The 17,364-nt window shown below is 38.7% G+C and carries 12 protein-coding genes and 1 pseudogene; 5 read left to right on the plus strand and 8 right to left on the minus strand.

Annotation, left to right across the window (positions count from 1 at the left end):
• Positions 1 to 164 precede the first annotated feature (164 nt).
• Positions 165 to 2,249, minus strand: a complete 2,085-nt coding sequence (gene fusA / locus H4J63_RS09970; protein WP_182196287.1) for an elongation factor G — start codon at positions 2,247 to 2,249, stop codon at positions 165 to 167.
• 206 nt (positions 2,250 to 2,455) lie between these two features.
• A pseudogene (locus H4J63_RS09975) lies at positions 2,456 to 2,659 on the minus strand (HTH domain-containing protein); the annotation flags it as partial.
• Between the two features lie 245 nt (positions 2,660 to 2,904).
• On the opposite strand from H4J63_RS09975, the gene H4J63_RS09980 reads away from it, so the two are divergent.
• Positions 2,905 to 5,883: a DUF3857 domain-containing transglutaminase family protein gene (locus H4J63_RS09980; protein WP_182196292.1), complete on the plus strand. Its 2,979-nt coding sequence runs from the start codon at positions 2,905 to 2,907 to the stop codon at positions 5,881 to 5,883.
• A 547-nt stretch (positions 5,884 to 6,430) separates the two neighbouring features.
• On the opposite strand, the gene ylqF is transcribed toward H4J63_RS09980, so the two are convergent.
• Positions 6,431 to 7,375 carry a ribosome biogenesis GTPase YlqF gene (gene ylqF, locus H4J63_RS09985; protein WP_024599696.1) on the minus strand — a complete coding sequence of 315 codons (945 nt, stop codon included), beginning with the start codon at positions 7,373 to 7,375 and terminating at the stop codon, positions 6,431 to 6,433.
• A gap of 91 nt (positions 7,376 to 7,466) precedes the next feature.
• Between ylqF and H4J63_RS09990 the strand changes: the two genes are divergently transcribed.
• Both H4J63_RS09990 and H4J63_RS09995 read left to right on the plus strand, forming a co-directional pair.
• Positions 7,467 to 8,003, plus strand: a complete 537-nt coding sequence (locus H4J63_RS09990) for a YaeQ family protein (RefSeq protein ID WP_024593828.1) — start codon at positions 7,467 to 7,469, stop codon at positions 8,001 to 8,003.
• Positions 8,004 to 8,186: 183 nt separating this feature from the next.
• Positions 8,187 to 8,792: an alpha/beta fold hydrolase gene (locus H4J63_RS09995; RefSeq protein WP_004334986.1), complete on the plus strand. Its 606-nt coding sequence runs from the start codon at positions 8,187 to 8,189 to the stop codon at positions 8,790 to 8,792.
• On the opposite strand, the gene H4J63_RS10000 is transcribed toward H4J63_RS09995, so the two are convergent.
• Positions 8,789 to 8,998 (minus strand): hypothetical protein, encoded by a 210-nt coding sequence (locus tag H4J63_RS10000; protein WP_182196295.1) that lies wholly within the window; start codon positions 8,996 to 8,998, stop codon positions 8,789 to 8,791. The two genes, H4J63_RS09995 and H4J63_RS10000, sit on opposite strands and share 4 nt — an antisense overlap.
• Before the next feature lie 334 nt (positions 8,999 to 9,332).
• On the opposite strand from H4J63_RS10000, the gene H4J63_RS10005 reads away from it, so the two are divergent.
• Positions 9,333 to 9,806 carry a Dps family protein gene (locus tag H4J63_RS10005; protein WP_182196297.1) on the plus strand — a complete coding sequence of 158 codons (474 nt, stop codon included), beginning with the start codon at positions 9,333 to 9,335 and terminating at the stop codon, positions 9,804 to 9,806.
• A gap of 280 nt (positions 9,807 to 10,086) precedes the next feature.
• On the opposite strand, the gene H4J63_RS10010 is transcribed toward H4J63_RS10005, so the two are convergent.
• Entirely contained in the window at positions 10,087 to 13,029 is a 2,943-nt protein-coding gene (locus H4J63_RS10010) for a TonB-dependent receptor domain-containing protein (protein ID WP_182196300.1), read from the minus strand.
• Positions 13,030 to 13,267: 238 nt separating this feature from the next.
• On the opposite strand from H4J63_RS10010, the gene H4J63_RS10015 reads away from it, so the two are divergent.
• Entirely contained in the window at positions 13,268 to 14,020 is a 753-nt protein-coding gene (locus tag H4J63_RS10015; protein WP_024604714.1) for a LytTR family DNA-binding domain-containing protein, read from the plus strand.
• Between the two features lie 22 nt (positions 14,021 to 14,042).
• Here the strand turns inward: H4J63_RS10015 and H4J63_RS10020 are convergent, their stop codons facing one another.
• The 3 genes from H4J63_RS10020 to H4J63_RS10030 form a co-directional block, all read right to left on the minus strand.
• The gene (locus tag H4J63_RS10020; RefSeq protein WP_182196302.1) at positions 14,043 to 14,441 is read right to left on the minus strand and encodes a hypothetical protein; all 399 of its coding nucleotides are present in this window, start codon (positions 14,439 to 14,441) and stop codon (positions 14,043 to 14,045) included.
• Positions 14,442 to 14,501: 60 nt separating this feature from the next.
• A complete protein-coding gene (locus tag H4J63_RS10025; RefSeq protein WP_182196305.1) occupies positions 14,502 to 16,577 on the minus strand; it encodes a S9 family peptidase in 2,076 nt (691 codons plus the stop codon).
• A gap of 137 nt (positions 16,578 to 16,714) precedes the next feature.
• Positions 16,715 to 17,278: a hypothetical protein gene (locus H4J63_RS10030; protein WP_024597144.1), complete on the minus strand. Its 564-nt coding sequence runs from the start codon at positions 17,276 to 17,278 to the stop codon at positions 16,715 to 16,717.
• Positions 17,279 to 17,364 lie beyond the last annotated feature (86 nt).

A 17,364-nucleotide genomic window follows, 5' to 3' on the forward strand; every position in this document is an offset into this window, starting at 1 on the left:
AATGCGAGAACGAGTGAAACGTTATATTCTTCCAGAAAAAAGAAAACGGCCCAAAAGTAGGACCGTTCGAATTTCAAAAACTCGGTACACCATTAAGTCAAAGCATGCTTAACTGAATGGTGTTAGCAATAAGTGCGGGTTTTTTTAAAGAGTTAAAGTGCTAATTACTTAGCTGCTTTTTTCTCTTTTTCTGCAGCGATTACTGTGTCAGCTACGTTTTGTGGACATGGTGCGTAGTGTGAGAACTCCATAGAGAACTGACCACGACCTGATGTCATTGTACGTAGTGAACCGATGTAACCAAACATTTCTGATAACGGTACGTCTGCTTTAATGCGAACGCCAGTTAAACCAGCTTCTTGGTCGCTTAACATACCACGACGACGGTTAAGGTCACCGATTACGTCACCTACGTGATCTTCTGGCGTGAACACGTCAACTTTCATGATTGGCTCAAGAAGTTGTGCACCCGCTTTAGGGATAGACTGACGGAAAGCGCCTTTAGCAGCGATTTCGAACGCGATTGCTGATGAATCCACTGCGTGGAAGCCACCATCAAAAAGTTCTACTTCAACGTCTAGTACTGGGAAGCCAGCTAGAACACCTTCGCCCATCATTGACTTAAAGCCTTTCTCAACTGCAGGCCAGAATTCTTTAGGTACGTTACCACCAACAACTGATGATTTAAACGTGAAGCCCGAACCAACTTCGCCAGGCTTGATACGGTAATCGATTTTACCGAATTGACCAGAACCACCAGATTGTTTCTTATGCGTGTAGCTATCTTCGATTTCACGAGTGATAGTTTCACGGTAAGCAACCTGTGGTTGACCAACGATAAGGTCTACACCGTAAGTACGCTTAAGGATATCTACTTTGATATCTAAGTGAAGCTCACCCATACCTTTAAGGATAGTTTCACCTGAATCTTCATCAGTTTCAACTTGGAAAGATGGATCTTCTGCAACCATTTTACCGATAGCAACACCCATTTTCTCATTACCGCCTTTATCTTTAGGGTGTACAGCAATCGAGATTACTGGAGTTGGGAATACCATTGGCTCAAGTGTTACTGGGTGCTTAGGATCACAAAGAGTGTGACCAGTTTGCACGTTCTTCATACCAACGATAGCGATGATATCGCCCGCTTGCGCTGAATTAAGCTCTTTACGCTCATCTGCTTGCATCTCAACCATACGGCCAACACGCTCAGTTTTACCAGTAAATGCATTAAGGATAGTGTCACCCTTGTTAAGCTTACCAGAGTAAATACGTACGAATGTTAATGCACCAAAACGGTCATCCATGATCTTAAATGCTAACGCTTTGAAAGGTTCGTCAGCAGATACGATTGCATGCTCGCCGTTTTCGTTACCTTCTTCATCCATAAGAGGTTGAGGATCAACTTCTGTAGGGGCAGGTAGGTAATCTACTACTGCGTCAAGTACAAGTTGCATACCTTTGTTTTTGAATGCAGAACCACAGAATGTAGGGAAGAACGCAAGGTCACGAGTACCTTTACGGATACAACGCTTGATGTCTTCGATTGAAGGGATTTCACCTTCCATGTACGCTTCCATTAGGTCATCGTCTTGCTCTACAGCAGTTTCGATAAGCATTTCATGGTATTCATCAGTTTTCTCTACCATGTCTGCAGGAACGTCTTCAATAGTGTAGTTTTCTGGAAGACCTGTCTCATCCCAGATGTATGCTTTTTTGTTTAAAACATCAACAACACCACAGAACTCATCTTCGATACCGATTGGTAAAGTCATGATAAGTGGAGTAGCACCAAGTACTTTTTGTACTTGCGCTGTTACACGGTAAAAATCAGCACCCATACGGTCTAATTTATTTACGAAAATAATACGTGCAACACCTGACTCATTCGCGTAGCGCCAGTTAGTTTCTGATTGTGGCTCAACACCACCAGAACCACAGAATACACCCACACCGCCATCTAATACTTTAAGTGAACGGTAAACTTCAACGGTGAAGTCAACGTGTCCAGGAGTATCGATAACGTTAAAACGGTGATCTTTCCAGAAACAGCTTACTGCCGCAGACTGGATAGTAATACCGCGCTCAGCTTCTTGCTCCATGAAATCGGTAGTCGATTCACCATCATGTGTCTCACCGCTTTTGTGGATAGTGCCTGTAAGCTTTAGGATACGCTCAGTAGTTGTGGTTTTACCCGCATCAACGTGCGCGAAAATACCAATGTTTCTGTACTTCGATAAATCTGCCATTAATTTTACTCTTAATAAAGTCGATAAATTATTCGGCGGGAGTATAGCATTACTTAAAGCGAACATCACCATAGAAGTCGCTTAAAATGCAATCAATTCAACATATTTTTTTTATCGTCAGAATCTATTAAATATCAAACATAACAAAAAAAACGCAAGACATTGAAATTAATTACGTTTAATACTTAAGTTTCAGATACACCAAGTTACTTCGCTATTTTATAGCAACGTTCAGGACGGCCAATACTGCCATAACTTTGATCCGCTGTTAACTTACCTGATTCAAGCAAATACTCTAAGTAACGGCGTGCTGTAGAGCGACTCACACCGACCAAATCGCCCATTTGCTGAGCAGTAAATACAGTGGTTGCGTGCTTTATATAAGCATAGTGTATTTTGCAAAGTAAAATGTGTGCCGAGCAAGAAGACAAACAGCAAAGCCATTTTTAGAGATAATTAAATACCTTTATGCTTTCATTGTATTTATAACCCATGCCTATAAATAATAAGCTAAATTGAGCTAAACTTATTCATTATCATAATTATAGATATAAATATGTCGATGGATTCTATTAACATCTCATTGTCAAAAAAGCCTAAATTTGGTACATTATTCCTTCAATAGTATTTATAAAAACAACTATAAGACCCCACAATGAAATGGAACTTCCTTCGACTCAGTGCTTGGCTAATTGCACTTACCTTATTACTTTTATCTCATAGTATTTTTGCGCAGCAATATAAAATAGATAAACCAGCTAATTGGGTTAATACACATATTATTGAGCAACCCAAGCATTCCGACATAACCAAGGTACGTGACGGCACACTTTATTTGTTACTCGATAACCAATCCTATATACCGAGCAAACAAAAACAGCAACGCTATACGCGTTTGGTTATGCAGGCTTTAAATCAAAGTGATGTTGATTATATAAGCCAGCTTAATCTTGATTTTGATCCAAGTTACGAGTCGCTAATATTAAACAGCTTAACAATTATTAGAAATAGCGAGCGCATTGATAAGCTTGGTAGCGCGAGAATGACGGTTATACAAGGTGAATCTGAATTAGCAGATCGTATTTATAACGGTAGCCTGTCACTCAATATTATTATTGATGATATTCGCAGTGGCGACATACTTGACTACAGCTACACCGTTACAGGCAGCAATCCTATATATGCTAATAAATTTAGTACAAGACGCACGCTGAACTGGTCGGTACCCGTAGTGCAACAAAATATGCGTGTACTTTGGGGTAAACAAACACCTCTACATATAAATACAATAAACGGCGCAGCCGATATTCAAGAAACGTTTAATAAATATGGTAAAGATTATTCTATAACTCTTTTTGAAGAACCTTTACTGGAGCAGAATTCTCAAACCCCAACGTGGTACGACCCATATACACAAGTTTACTTTTCTGAGTTTGACGATTGGGGTCAGGTAGTTAATTGGGCATATCCGCTTTATCAATCAGCCATAGAAACCCCAAACAGCATTTTGGATGTAGCTGAAGAAATAAAAGCAAAACACACAAAAACATCAGACAAAATTGCAGCAGCACTGCGCTTTAGCCAAGACGAAGTTAGATATTTAGGGCTTGAAATGGGCACTAACTCGCATCAACCAACGTCAGCTTCAGAAACGCTTTCGCTACGATACGGCGATTGTAAAGATAAAACAGTACTGCTTATTTCGTTATTAAAAGCGATGGATATAGAGGCCTTCCCTGCGCTAGTTGATACAGAGGAAACCAAACGTTTAAAAGAACTTCCACCTTCTGCAAGTGTATTTAATCACGTAATTGTTACGCTTAAACAAAACGGAAAACGCTACTGGCTCGATCCTACGGTTAGCTACCAACGAGGTACTCTCGAATATTTAGCACAGCCTGATTATGGCTATGCCCTAATTATTGATAAAGGTGAAACCGCTTTAACTTCAATGGCGCAAAAGCCTGTACATACAAATGTATCTGTAGAGGATAACTTTTTTATTGCTGAAAAAGTATCTGAGCCATCACGTTTTAAAACCCAGTACACTTATGCTGAATTTGAAGCAATTAACCGAAGAAGTAATATAGCCAGCAGTGGTCTAAATAGCGTTGCTAAATCTTACTTCGAGTATTACCAAAGTTTTTTAAATGGCTTATCAATCAATGAAGCAATGACTATTAGTGAACAAGAACAAACGGGTAAACTAATAACCAAAGAATCGTATTTAATTAGTGAATTTTGGGATAAAACAGACGAAGGCTACGAAGCTAGTTTTTATGCGAGTGAAATACAAAATAGCGTTTACGAACCAAAGCAGGTAAATCGCACCGACCCACTTTACTTTGACTACCCCAATATAATTAACACCACAATAAAACTACATTTTGCAGAAAAAGGTTGGGGATTTGATAGCGATCAACAAGAAATTGATAACGACTACTTCAATCTAAAAACAACTACTGAATTTAATGATAACGTTTTAACACTGAGTTATGACTATTACGCAAAACAAGATCATATTAAAGCGGATCAAATAGATGATTATTTAGCACAGCGTAAAAAGTTAATATCAGCAACTCATTACCCTATTCTAAAATATGCAAAGGCGAGCGAAACGCCTCAAACAACAGCTGATGTGCTAGATAGCTTTGGTTATAACTGGCTTAAATATGTGTTGGCTGGCTATATTTTAGTACTCATATTCTTTTTCGCCGATTGGCGATTAGAGTCAGCAAAAAAAGTTAAATTTGAAGATAGTCCATTTTATGCAGTATCTGTAAGTAAGTTTATTATTTACAGTATTTTAAGTTTAGGCATATTTGTTAACTACTGGAGTTATCGTAACTTTAAAGCCATTAAAGAACGCGATAACTCAAGTATTATGCCTATTGCTCGAGGTATATTTGCGTTTTTATGGTATTACCCTTTGTATCTCGCACTTGCAGAGCACAGCCAACAACAGTTGAACAAAAATAGAGTAATGCCTAACTGGACTGCCTTAACACTCTGGCTAATGGTACTTGCCAGCGCCTTTGCTTATCGAATGGACGAATACGCAACCATAGTGATTTGTATAATGCCTTTTTTATGGTTGCCTCTAGTTAGTTACATTGAACAAACCGATACAAGTAAAGAAGCCCTACATTACAACTCGTACTGGCGAATTAGACAGTATTTAATCTCGCTTGCGTTTGCACCTCTATTATTTTTAGGCGTACTTCAAGAAGTAAATATTTTACCCAATGCCGCAATTATCAAAGGCGATAGTTTATGGCCTTACCAAGTACACTTTTTAAAACGTAATCGCCTAACACCTGAAAACGAAGAAATACTTTATTTTTATAGCGATGCAGTATTTGATTACCGAGAAGACGGTAACGGAATAACCGAAAACTATATTTTTAGTTACTACAAAAACGATGACGGTAAGCTTGAATCGGATCTTAGTCACTTTAAAGATATAGAAAAAATAGAAGCCTCGTACGGTAAAACCAAGCTTGATAACACAAGTATAAAAGTAATAAAAACTGACGGTAGTGACTTCTTACTCATTGTAGGGCGTCTAAACAAGCAGGATAAAGTACTAGTGGAGCAGATTAATTTACGTATAACAGCAAATAAAGTGCGTTAGTGGCTTAAAATATCCAGTTAAGTACGAATATTTTTAGCCATAAATTAAAGGCTGTTGATCTTTAGGGGCTAAGGTTTTACAAGCAATGCTTTTATAATAAAAATCCATATCAAATTATTTAATAAGTATTAAGCATCTATTTTTTATTCTTAATTGTTCAACCAAAGTAAGTATTTTTATTAAATGTCAGTGCTAACTAGCCGATTTATATATGAATAAAAAACAAACCCACCAATAATAAGAATTATTTGCATTTAGATGTTGACAGATAGTTAGATCTAACTGATAATCAATATCAACAAGACGGATTGCATACCACTTGTTAAGGAATGAATTGATTTGTTTCTCGACCCTGAAACAACGTGTGGCGCACGTAAACAGCTATGGTTACTTGTTATGAACGCAACGCCCCTTGATGTTGATGATGAGTAACCGCCCTACTATTTTACTTGCTACATTGCTCATATCGGTGACGGTAGATATGAAACTAAAAAAGCCCTTACGGGCTTTTTTTATGTCTGTAATTTAGTTGGTTAAATTAAACTAATTAACGACGATTTTTACGTGCTCGTGCCCGGCGTTGAAGCTTTTCTTCTTCTTTAGCTGCTTTTTTAGCTTCTGCAGCGGCGCGTAAACCAGCAACCATTACTTCTTCTTCCTCACGCATTTGCGGAGTTTCCATCGTAATACGGCCAATAATACCATCGCGCAATTCGTTGATTAGTATTTCAGACATTTTGTATGTGTCTATTTGATTACCACCACGGATACAGCCGCGTTTTTTACCCGCCATTTCAACAAATTCCCAATCACTTTCAGGCAGTTCGGCAATTTTATAACGCGCTTTTAAAAGCTCAGGGTAAGCACGCAATAAGTACTCAGCGGTGTAACTTGCTACTTCTTCATACTCAAGCGCAGTATCACGAATAGCACCGGTAGCGCCTAAGCGATAACCTGAGTTTTCGTTTTCTACTTTTGGCCACAACATACCTGGCGTATCGTAAAGCATAATACCGTCTTCAAGCTTAATGCGTTGTTGCGCTTTAGTAACAGCAGGCTCATTACCTGTTTTTGCAACTATACGTCCAGCCAATACATTAATTAACGTAGATTTACCCACGTTAGGAATACCCATTATCATGGCTTTAATTTGCTTATCGGCGCCCACTTTATGCGGCACTAGCTTTTTACAAAGCTCATTAATACGGTGTACTTCAGCTGCTTTATCATGTCCAAAAGAAATCGCTTTAACACCGTTTTCTTGCTCAAAATAATCTTTCCAAATTTGAGTCATTTTAGGATCAGCTAAATCAGCCTTATTTAAAATTTTGATGACTGGCTTGCCTTCACGCAAGGTTGCCACCATCGGGTTTTCACTACTGTAGGGAATGCGCGCATCAAGCACTTCAATGATCACATCCATTTGTGGCATTATTTCTTTAATTTCATTGCGGGCTTTATTCATATGCCCAGGGAACCACTGGATAGCCATTTTTAACTCCTAACGTATAATTAACCGCTATTTTAACTGGCAATTCATTTAATTGCGCTATACTGACGCAAATTTTTTCAGATTAGTTGTTATGGCTCTTAAATCCACCATTATGAAAGTGCAGTTATCGCTTAGCGATATGGACCGCCACGTTTATCAAGATTTTAATTTAACCTTGGCTCAACACCCATCAGAGACCGATCAACGGTTGATGATTCGCTTACTCGCTTTTGCTCTAAATAGCTGTGATGGTTTAGAATTTACTAAAGGATTAAGCGCTGATGATGAGCCTGAACTTTGGCATGTTAGCTATAGTGAAGAGATAGAGCTCTGGGTTGAGCTTGGCTTACCAGATGAAAAACGCCTTAAAAAAGCCTGTAATAAATCTAAAAAAGTAGTGCTATATACTTATGGTGAAAACAATCAAGCAATTTGGTGGCAAAAACATCAACCTAAATTGTATGAATTTAAAAATCTAAGTATTTTTAGCCTTGATTACGCAGCAACACAAGCACTTGCTGCTTTGGTTGATCGTGGAATTAAGCTCGCCATTACCATTCAAGATGGTGAAGTATGGGTAAATACCGATACAACCAATATTGAAATAAAACCGCTACAGTTAATGTAATTACGGTAGTTATACCAATTGCATTAAATTAGTTATCTATTATAGCGACAAATAAATAAGTCGATAACAAGGCGAAAATTATGACATATAGTTGTTCTATCTAAATAATTTTTAACGCAGGTAGCGGATTATTTAATACGCTAGGATGATCATGTTTTTAATAAAATTGGTATTAGGGAGCATATGAAAGTTAAACACGTTATTGTTTTACATGGCTTGTATATGTCTGGCTTTGTTATGCGCCCACTTTGTTCACGACTTGAAGAGTCGGGTATGACGGTATTAAACATTACCTATAATACGCTCGACCCTCACCGCGATACCATATTTGCACAAATTGATGAGTGTATTTCTAACGAACCTGCAGCGCTTGTATGCCACTCAATGGGAGGGCTGATTGCACGTGCTTACCTAGAGGCAAACTCTCCTGCTAGCCAGAATATTACGAAGGTAATTACACTGGGTACTCCACATAAAGGCAGCCATATAGCGCAAAAAATGAAGCAAAAAGGGTTTGAATCATTTTTAAAAAATAGTGTTGAATTTTTGCTTACTAAAAATGGTAATTGGCCTTTTAAAGCTAAGCTTTATAGTATCGCAGGGGATTTACCTATTGGGCTTATGCCTTTAATAGTCAAAGGTAGCCAGTCAGATGGCACTGTATTACTAGATGAAACCAAACTTAAAGGTATGGCCGAACATAAAGTGTTTCATTTAAGCCATACCAGTATGATTTACTCGCGCCAAGTACTCGATTACATTTTGAAGTGCTTAAACGAGAAAGATTAACCCTCAGCATTGGCTGCTATTTTATAACTAATTAAAAATATCACAGCCAGTATCAGCGGAATGGGCGCCGCAATGTAACCAAAAAAATCTGAGTTCGCAAAGCTTGCTCCTGCTAAGTGCGCGACTAGCCCAAGCACAAATGCGATGACTGCAATTCCTACCACGATTAACTCTGCTTTATTTTGTTTCGCTGTTTTTGCATGCATGTTATCTCTCCTAATTATTTCGACAACATTATTATGCGCCGTTAGGGTGGATGATTTTTGACCTACATCAATAAAAAAATAGCTAAGTTATTACCTTGAATAAAGTTTGTTTTAGATCATGATTTATATACTTCTGGGTTTTATTTATTTTTGAGGGGTAGTATTTTTATTAATCAGTCCCATTTCTATTAATAGTCTAAAGTGAATACAGGTATCAAAAACAGCTAATAGGTTAAAACTATTAACTAGATACATTTAAACGATTTTACTAATTTATCGAAATTAGTAATACTTATCACAAGTTCACAAACAAACGGTTATTCAGGAGCAAGTTATGTCACATGTAAACGCAATTGGTCTAAACAGCGCAAAAAGCGAAGACATCATAAAGTCACTCAATACATTATTGAGTAGCTACCAGATTCAATACATGAATGCGCGTGGTTTTCACTGGAATATTAAAGGCCGTAACTTTTTTGAACTACACGTTAAGTTTGAAGAAATTTATAACTTGCTACTTCTAAAAGTAGATGAAGTTGCAGAACGTATTTTAACGTTAGATGGCGCACCACTACATGCATTTTCTGATTACCTTGAAGTAAGTAAAATTAAAGAAGCTAAAGGTATTAGTGATGGTGTTACAGCCGTAGAAAACCTACTTGCTGGTTACAGTACATTAATTCACATGCAGCGTGATATTTTAAGCCAAGCTGGTGATGCAAACGATGAAGGTACAGCCTCACTAATGAGCGATTACATTTCAGAGCAAGAGAAACTGGTTTGGATGCTAAAGGCTTACTTAGACTAAACCAGCAAAAAAAAGCCCTCAATGAAGAGGGCCACAAATAGGGATAAATCGTTAAATAATCAAGCGATTCGGTTACTATATTAGCCTCCTCCCAATACTAAACAACGCCCCTGTTACCAGTGGCGTTGTTTTGGGTTTAAGTGGGTGTAATGCTCATATATTGGGATAAACAATGTATAAGCATTACTACTACATTATTTTCCAATAAAAAAGCCCCAGCAATACTGAGGCTTTGTGAACGTTACGAATTAAGTAACTATATTAGTGTCGTTATTGTTGGTTAGAATTTACTTCTAAAACCTATGTAGAATGATTGACCAATTGGGTCATACGTACCTGCATCTGTTTCAGTACCAGTACTTGAACCGCTCACACCCGATAAAATGCATGGTGGCTCTTTATCAAATAAGTTACTCGCACCAGCGTAAAGCTCTGTTGAATCGCTGATATGGTAACTTGCTTGAACATCATGATATGTCACTGAACCAATCCCTACTCCACCTGGAGCAATACCAAAACCACTTAAGAATTGATCATCAAAGTCTGCAGCGCCAATGTAAGTTAAGCTCCAGTTAAAATCAAAGTCGTTAAGTTTATAACCAAAGTTCCAGTTAGCTTTATGCTCTGATGCACCAATTTCTCCAGCAAACTCATCTTTATCAGCGCCTGGAAGTGGAATGCTATAACCATCGATTAGGTAAGTATAAGCAAGGCGAGTTCTAAACGCACCAGGACCAATATCAGCAGAGTACGTTAGTGTTAAATCAACACCTTCTGTACCTAAACCACCACTGTTAGATACACCACTGTCAATAAACTCTAGTGAACCAGCACTATTATTACCTGATGGCGCACTACGACGAGTTACAAAGTCACAAAAGCTTGTATCGCCGCCGCCATAACATTGGTCAAGAATAAACTGACGAGGTGTTGATACTATTGCATCTGTAATTTCGATATCAAAGTAATCAAGCGTAATGTCTAGTCCTGAAATTAGGTTTTCTGGTGTAAATACTAAACCTACTGTTACAGAGTCACCAACTTCTTCTTTTAAATCTTGGTTGCCACGGTTAAAGCCACTAATACCTTGTAAGTCAGACTGGTTAAGCGTGAACTCACCATTTGTAGCGATATTAGTTGTAACACCACCATCTGTACGACAAGCATCACCAGCAGCACCACCGCCACTATTAGTAACACCTAAACATGGATCGTTTAAACCACTTGGGAACGTTTGTGAAGGCGGAGAAAATAGTTCATCGATATTTGGAGCACGCGTTGAACGAGCACGAGTAGCACGTAAACGTAAGCTATCCATTACTTCCCAATCAACACCCACATTCCAACTTTCGGTGTTACCTACTGTTGAATAATCAGATAAACGAACTGCTGCATTCATCGTTACAGTATCAAGTACTGGGATGTTTGCTTCTACATAGTACTCTGTTACGTCAAACGAGCCTTCTGTTGCTGGGATTGCATTACCTGCATTAAGACCGGCTTGCTGTAGTGCATCAAATTCACTGCGTGAAAATTCTTCGCGGTATTCAAAACCAGCAGCAATGCCTACAACACCCGCTGGTAGTTCAAATAAATCACCTGAGATATTACCACCAATGATTTCTTGCTCAACTGACGTTGAAAGAGAGCTAGGTGCACTTACAAAATCAATAGCACCTTGTGATAACGAATTAAAACCATAAATGTCTACAGGCGCACAGTTAAAGCCGCGAGCTGTCGCATCGATACAGATAGCCTCGTCAGTAATACCATCACCATCTAAATCTTGGCTATCAATAACAGCTTCTAAACCTTGACGGAAGCTTTGCACGTTGACTAAACCACCAGAAACTTGCTGCTCTTTTGTTTTACCATATACGTAGTAAGTATCGTAAAACCAACCATCTGCTATTTCACCTTGAAAACCAAGCGCTAAACGGAATGTATCACGCTCTGCTCGTGCTCCACGGTTACCAATGTCACTCAAACGTTTTGCAAAAAAGATATCACGCATACCATCACCATCGGTGTCGGTTGCTGCGTTATATATATCATCAGGTACAAATGCGTTACGCAATATTTCACCGTTTGCATTAAATTCAATTGGTACTTGGCCATTTGCATAAATATCATCAGAAGCAAAAGGGAACGGCTCTAATTCAGAAACAGTTGTTGTTGCAGCGTAAGTGCCTTCATAAAAAAAGCTATGCTTGTCGCTTAGCTCGTAGCTACCATTTGAGGCAAATAAGTAACGTTCTGTAGGTATCGCTATCGTACGTACGCCACTTCGGTTAAAACCATTTGCAGCTACGCCATCGCCACCGTTAGTACTAAACGAGTTTTGTAGGGTGTTTGCATCATTAAACGTAAATGTTTCATCCCCAGCGCTAAAGCGACCCTGTGGCGGAAATGAAGATAAAAATGGGCTTACAGCATCAAATACAGAACCTGGGTTTGCTACTGGATCATCTTCAAAGAAGATACCTGAAAATTGGTCTACTGCCGAGCGGTCACGGTCACGTGAAAAAACAGCACCTTGATCAGAATACCCAAGATGGAACATCGCGTGCCCTTTCCCATCTGAGCTTGATAAGCCTGAGGTAAAGTTAAATTGGCGTGATTCATCATCGCCTTCGCTTGATTCACCATATTGGCCTTCGAATTCAATACCTTCAAAATCATCTTTTAGTACAAAGTTAACTACACCAGCAACAGCGTCAGAACCATAAACAGATGAAGCACCACCTGTCATAATTTCAACACGTTCGATGAATTGACTCGGAATAGTATTTAAATCGACAGCAGAGCTACCTGGTACACCTGATACATAACGACGACCATTCACTAAAACCAATGTGCGGTTAGAGCCTAAATTACGTAAATCAACAGTAGCAACACCCGCACTTGCGGTATTAAAGTTTGAGTTAGTTCGGCTAATAGCTGGTGTACCAAATGCAGGGTTCTCTAATAATAAGTCTTGAATATTTAACGACCCTGATGCATCAATAGCAGCACTATCTACAACTTGAATAGGAGCAGATGACATTGCCTCAGCTGAACGAATTCGAGAACCTGTAACTTGTACGCGTTCTATTTTAGTTATTTCGTCATCTTCTGCTGCAACACCTTGAAATGAAAAGCTTGCAAGTATCGCGCTGCTTAGCGCAACTGTTAACGACGATTTTTTAAATAATCGCGCGCTACCTTTGTTAGTTAATGTCATATAATTCCCCTGAATTGTTATTTTTGTAACTAAATGGTTACTTCGCGGATTACAGTAAGGGGATTTATTTAAACACTCTACGGGCATTATTTATGAGGCGTAGTCTTTGGTACGAATAGCTGGTTTTATGGGATGAATTAGTACGTCACAATTATTTTATAAATATATTGTACTTTTCATAACAGTTTTTCCGCTAAGCACGGTCTTTATTATTATATACAGCAAGAGATATAAAATAATGATCGCTTCTTTTCATGCATTAACTTTTGTTAGTAACACTAAGTTTGCAACATTTTTAACAAAGCGCGTGCAAGATCACCGGCACTTTGAATCTCAATCTTTTCTTCAAACAAATAGATTAGATCAAATAGACACTGATCAATACAATGTACTGTTTTACGAACTAACCAACCTAGCTGACCCTATGCAAATAGTGCATTTAACAGAGCTTGCTAAAAAGCTGAAGTTAGTCATTATTGCCCAATCGGGACATTTTGCGAGTTTTGCCTTTGAAGTTGGCGCTGTTGATTTTTTAATATTAGATTCAACTGCATCACGTATTGATAAGTGCTTTGATAAGCTGATTCACCTTTGCCCGATTGCAAGTGCGGCCGAACGCAAATACCAGCAAAGCACACAAGCTGAAAAGCCATCATCACACATTGTGGTTAAAGATGTCGGTAAGGTAAGGCTAATTGATATCAATGATATTATTTGGATAAATGGCGCGGGCAACTATGTAGAGCTGCATTTTACCCAAGGTAATACGCCGGTACTACATCGCGAAACCATGAAAAATATTGAACAACAACTAGAACCAGAAGGGTTTGTTCGCATTCATCGCTCAACGCTGGTAAGAAGACAAGCTATTTGCGAACTGATGCCTACTGACAGTGGCGATTATAGAGTAAGGCTGAAAAACGATATGTGTTTAAACCTTTCACGGCGCTATAAAGGTTATTTAGAGAGTATTATAAGCCCTCTTCAATAGCGGTTTATAATACTCATGTTAGTTACCAGTTCTGTTTTATATAACTGTCATTTGGGTGCACTAATAAATAGCTGTCGGTATCTTTATAAAAATTAACTTCTACATCGCTATTTTTCCATACTTTTTCAAACATATTTTTAGCTATGATATTAATGTTTATATAATCAACTCGTTGATAGCCTCGTTCTTTTACACCGGCAAAATAGGCCTCTAATGAATCGAGGCCATCCAAAGTTAACAGCTCAAACTCTTTTAAATTAACAACCACAAACTTAATCGTATTTTCAGGGTGAGTGCTCAACTCCTGAACAACTCCATTAGTTAACAGCGTAATGCCTTCATTATTAAAGCTCCCTTTCAATTCTAAATACATCTGAGGGGGCTGTGAACAAATTTGAAATTCACCATGTGCACCAAACATATATCGCCTTACATATATCAACTTCTATATATAGGATAATACAATTTTCCGATTTTGCAGTTAATTTAATAAAGCAATAAAAAAGGCCATTTCGAGTGCTTTTTCCTCTAAACTTTTAAAGCGACCTGATGCACCGCCGTGCCCTGCATCCATATCGGTTTTAAATACTAAAATATTACTATCAGTCTTAAGTTCACGCATTTTTGCAACCCACTTCATAGGCTCCCAATACTGCACTTGTGAGTCATGAAGACCGGTAGTAACGAGTATGTTCGGATAGTTTTGGGCGCGAATATTGTCATACGGCGAGTAAGCTTCAATTACATCATAAAACTGAGGCTCATTTGGATTACCCCATTCATCATATTCATTTGTTGTGAGCGGAATACTTTCATCAAGCATCGTGGTTAATACGTCTAAAAATGGTACATGACAGCCAACACCGCAATATAACTCTGGTGCTTGGTTTACAACCGCCCCCATTAATAAACCACCTGCACTGCCGCCTGAGGCAAACACCTTGCTGCTATCACAATAGCCTTGTGCAACAAGCGCTTTTGTCACATCAATAAAGTCACTAAAGCTATTTTTTTTATGCTCTTTTTTACCTTGTTCGTACCACTCGCGACCTAGCATTTCAGAGCCTCGAACATGTGCTATTACATAAACAAAACCACGATCGAGCAAGCTCAGCGATGAACTTGAAAAACTTGGATCAATCGTATAGCCATACGCACCATAGCCGTATTGAAATAACGGATTTGTGCCATCTTTTTTAAAGCTGTCTTTTCGATAAACAACTGATACGGGTACTTTCACTCCGTCCCGAGCAGTTACCATTAATCGCTCAGACTGATAGTCATCGGCATTAAAACTACCGAGTACTTTTTGCTGTTTAAGTAGTGTTTTTTCGCCAGTTGCTAAATCAACATCATATAAAGAACCTGGTGTTGTTAAACTTGAGTAATAAATACGCGTAGTGCGTGTGTCTGGCTCTGGGTTCATTGCTATTGCAGCATAATAACAAGGATCGGCAAACTCAAGTGCCATACGATCCCCTTGCCTATTAACAGCTACAAATCGAGCTTGCCCTTGCTCGCGTTCACTCAATACTAAAAAGTCATTAAATAACTCTACACCTTCAAGCAGTACATTCTCTCTGTGAGCTGTATGCTCAACCCATTGTGTTTTATCAGCAATTGTTTCGTTTGTTGCCGTCATTAATCTAAAGTTTTTAGCTTGCCAGTTAGTCACAATATAAAATGTGTCACCTAGCTTATCTACGTCAAACTCGTGGCCATCTTCACGCGGCATTAATGCTTTAAATTCGCCAGTGGGCTTATTAGCATCAAGCACCCATGTATCGTTGGTCTCTGTCGATGCTAAATCAATAATAATTAAGCTTTCATCGCGGCTTTTACCAAGTCCCATAAAAAAGCTGCTGTCTTGCTCTTCGTAGACCATTACGTCTTGGCTTTGCTCGCTGCCAAGCTCATGCCTAAATACTTGGTATCCTAATAGCGTTTTTAAATCTTTTTTTACATAAAAAACAGTTTTATTGTCGTTAGCCCAAACAACTTGTCCTTCTGTATTTTCAAGCACATCAGGAAGCATTTCACCGGTCGCTAAGCTTTTAAAGCGAACATTATAAATACGACGACCTTCAGTATCTTCAGAGTAAGCCATAAGCTGCTCGCATGGACTTAGTGCGACTTCGCCCAGCTCAAAAAACTCAAATCCTTCAGCTAATACATTAACATCGAGTAAAAGCTCTTTATTATCGGCCTTTATGCTCGTACTTCTATAGTGACGCGAGTATTCATCATCACCACGAACTTCTGAGTGATACCAGTATTTCCCGTCTTTAACGGGTACCGAATTATCATCTTTTACAATGCGTGCTTTTAACTCTTCAAAAAGTGTATTTTGTAGTGGCTTCATAGCAGCTAACTGCTCATCGCAGTACGCATTTTCAGCATGTAAATGCGCAAGTACTTGCTCATCCTGGCGATCGTCATCACGCATCCAATAGTAATTATCGGTACGTATCTTATTATGAGTACTTAATGTATGGGCTTGCTGTTTAGCAATCGGGAAATTAGGTAATAAACTTAAAGAGTAGACAGGACGAGACACAATAAAACCAATTAAAAAAATAATGTGATTTGCAGTTTATCATAAAAATAAAAAAGCCCATCCAATAGTTGGATGGGCTAAAACGGTAAACGCTTCATTACTAAAACCGCTATACCTTTGGGAAGATAATTTAAGCTTTATATTTGCTGCCAAGCCATAGCCCAGCTTTGCCCTACACCGGGTTCGAACATAGACTTATTATCGTCATTCGTGCGGCAAAACTCATTAAATGGCCAAGGCCTGCATTGATATACATGCCCAGTTTTTGGCTGCAATACCTTTGTACCCGCATTATAGTTTTCACAATTTTCAGGGTACACGTAATCATAAGTATCAAGGTTCTTAACAACACGCTCATCGCATTTTGCAATACAATGAAAGTCGACGTGTGCTTTACATATACCACTGCTTTGCAAAGCAAAAATTTCATTATTTCTATAGGCTACAATTAAACCCTGTTCGGTCATTTTACCTGCGCTAACCAGAGGAACATGCACATTAATATGCTCGGCAACTAAACGTGGCCATGCGTGAGGCTCACCTTGCTCAAGCGAGGTGATCTTGTAATCAAATGATAAACTAACCAGCTCTCCTTGCATGTCGTAAAAGGTTACACTCACCACATCACCAATAAATAATTGGGTATGATGATTTAAGCAACCTATTGTTGACCACTTTCCACAGGCCAACGACGTATGCATAAACACGGCAACACCTTAAGAGTTACAAAATCTTATCCATAGACTATGGATACACAAAAAATACACTGAGGGCAAGTGATACATAA

The sequence above is a fragment of the Pseudoalteromonas sp. 5Ae-yellow genome, assembly GCF_014077565.1.
GTDB lineage: Bacteria > Pseudomonadota > Gammaproteobacteria > Enterobacterales > Alteromonadaceae > Pseudoalteromonas.

Coding starts and splice junctions, on each gene's coding strand:
- fusA (WP_182196287.1), bottom strand. CDS start 2,249: ATGGCAGATTTATCGAAGTACAGAAACATTGGTATTTTCGCGCACGTT.
- H4J63_RS09980 (WP_182196292.1), top strand. CDS start 2,905: ATGAAATGGAACTTCCTTCGACTCAGTGCTTGGCTAATTGCACTTACC.
- ylqF (WP_024599696.1), bottom strand. CDS start 7,375: ATGGCTATCCAGTGGTTCCCTGGGCATATGAATAAAGCCCGCAATGAA.
- H4J63_RS09990 (WP_024593828.1), top strand. CDS start 7,467: ATGGCTCTTAAATCCACCATTATGAAAGTGCAGTTATCGCTTAGCGAT.
- H4J63_RS09995 (WP_004334986.1), top strand. CDS start 8,187: ATGAAAGTTAAACACGTTATTGTTTTACATGGCTTGTATATGTCTGGC.
- H4J63_RS10000 (WP_182196295.1), bottom strand. CDS start 8,998: ATGCATGCAAAAACAGCGAAACAAAATAAAGCAGAGTTAATCGTGGTA.
- H4J63_RS10005 (WP_182196297.1), top strand. CDS start 9,333: ATGTCACATGTAAACGCAATTGGTCTAAACAGCGCAAAAAGCGAAGAC.
- H4J63_RS10010 (WP_182196300.1), bottom strand. CDS start 13,029: ATGACATTAACTAACAAAGGTAGCGCGCGATTATTTAAAAAATCGTCG.
- H4J63_RS10015 (WP_024604714.1), top strand. CDS start 13,268: ATGATCGCTTCTTTTCATGCATTAACTTTTGTTAGTAACACTAAGTTT.
- H4J63_RS10020 (WP_182196302.1), bottom strand. CDS start 14,441: ATGTTTGGTGCACATGGTGAATTTCAAATTTGTTCACAGCCCCCTCAG.
- H4J63_RS10030 (WP_024597144.1), bottom strand. CDS start 17,278: ATGCATACGTCGTTGGCCTGTGGAAAGTGGTCAACAATAGGTTGCTTA.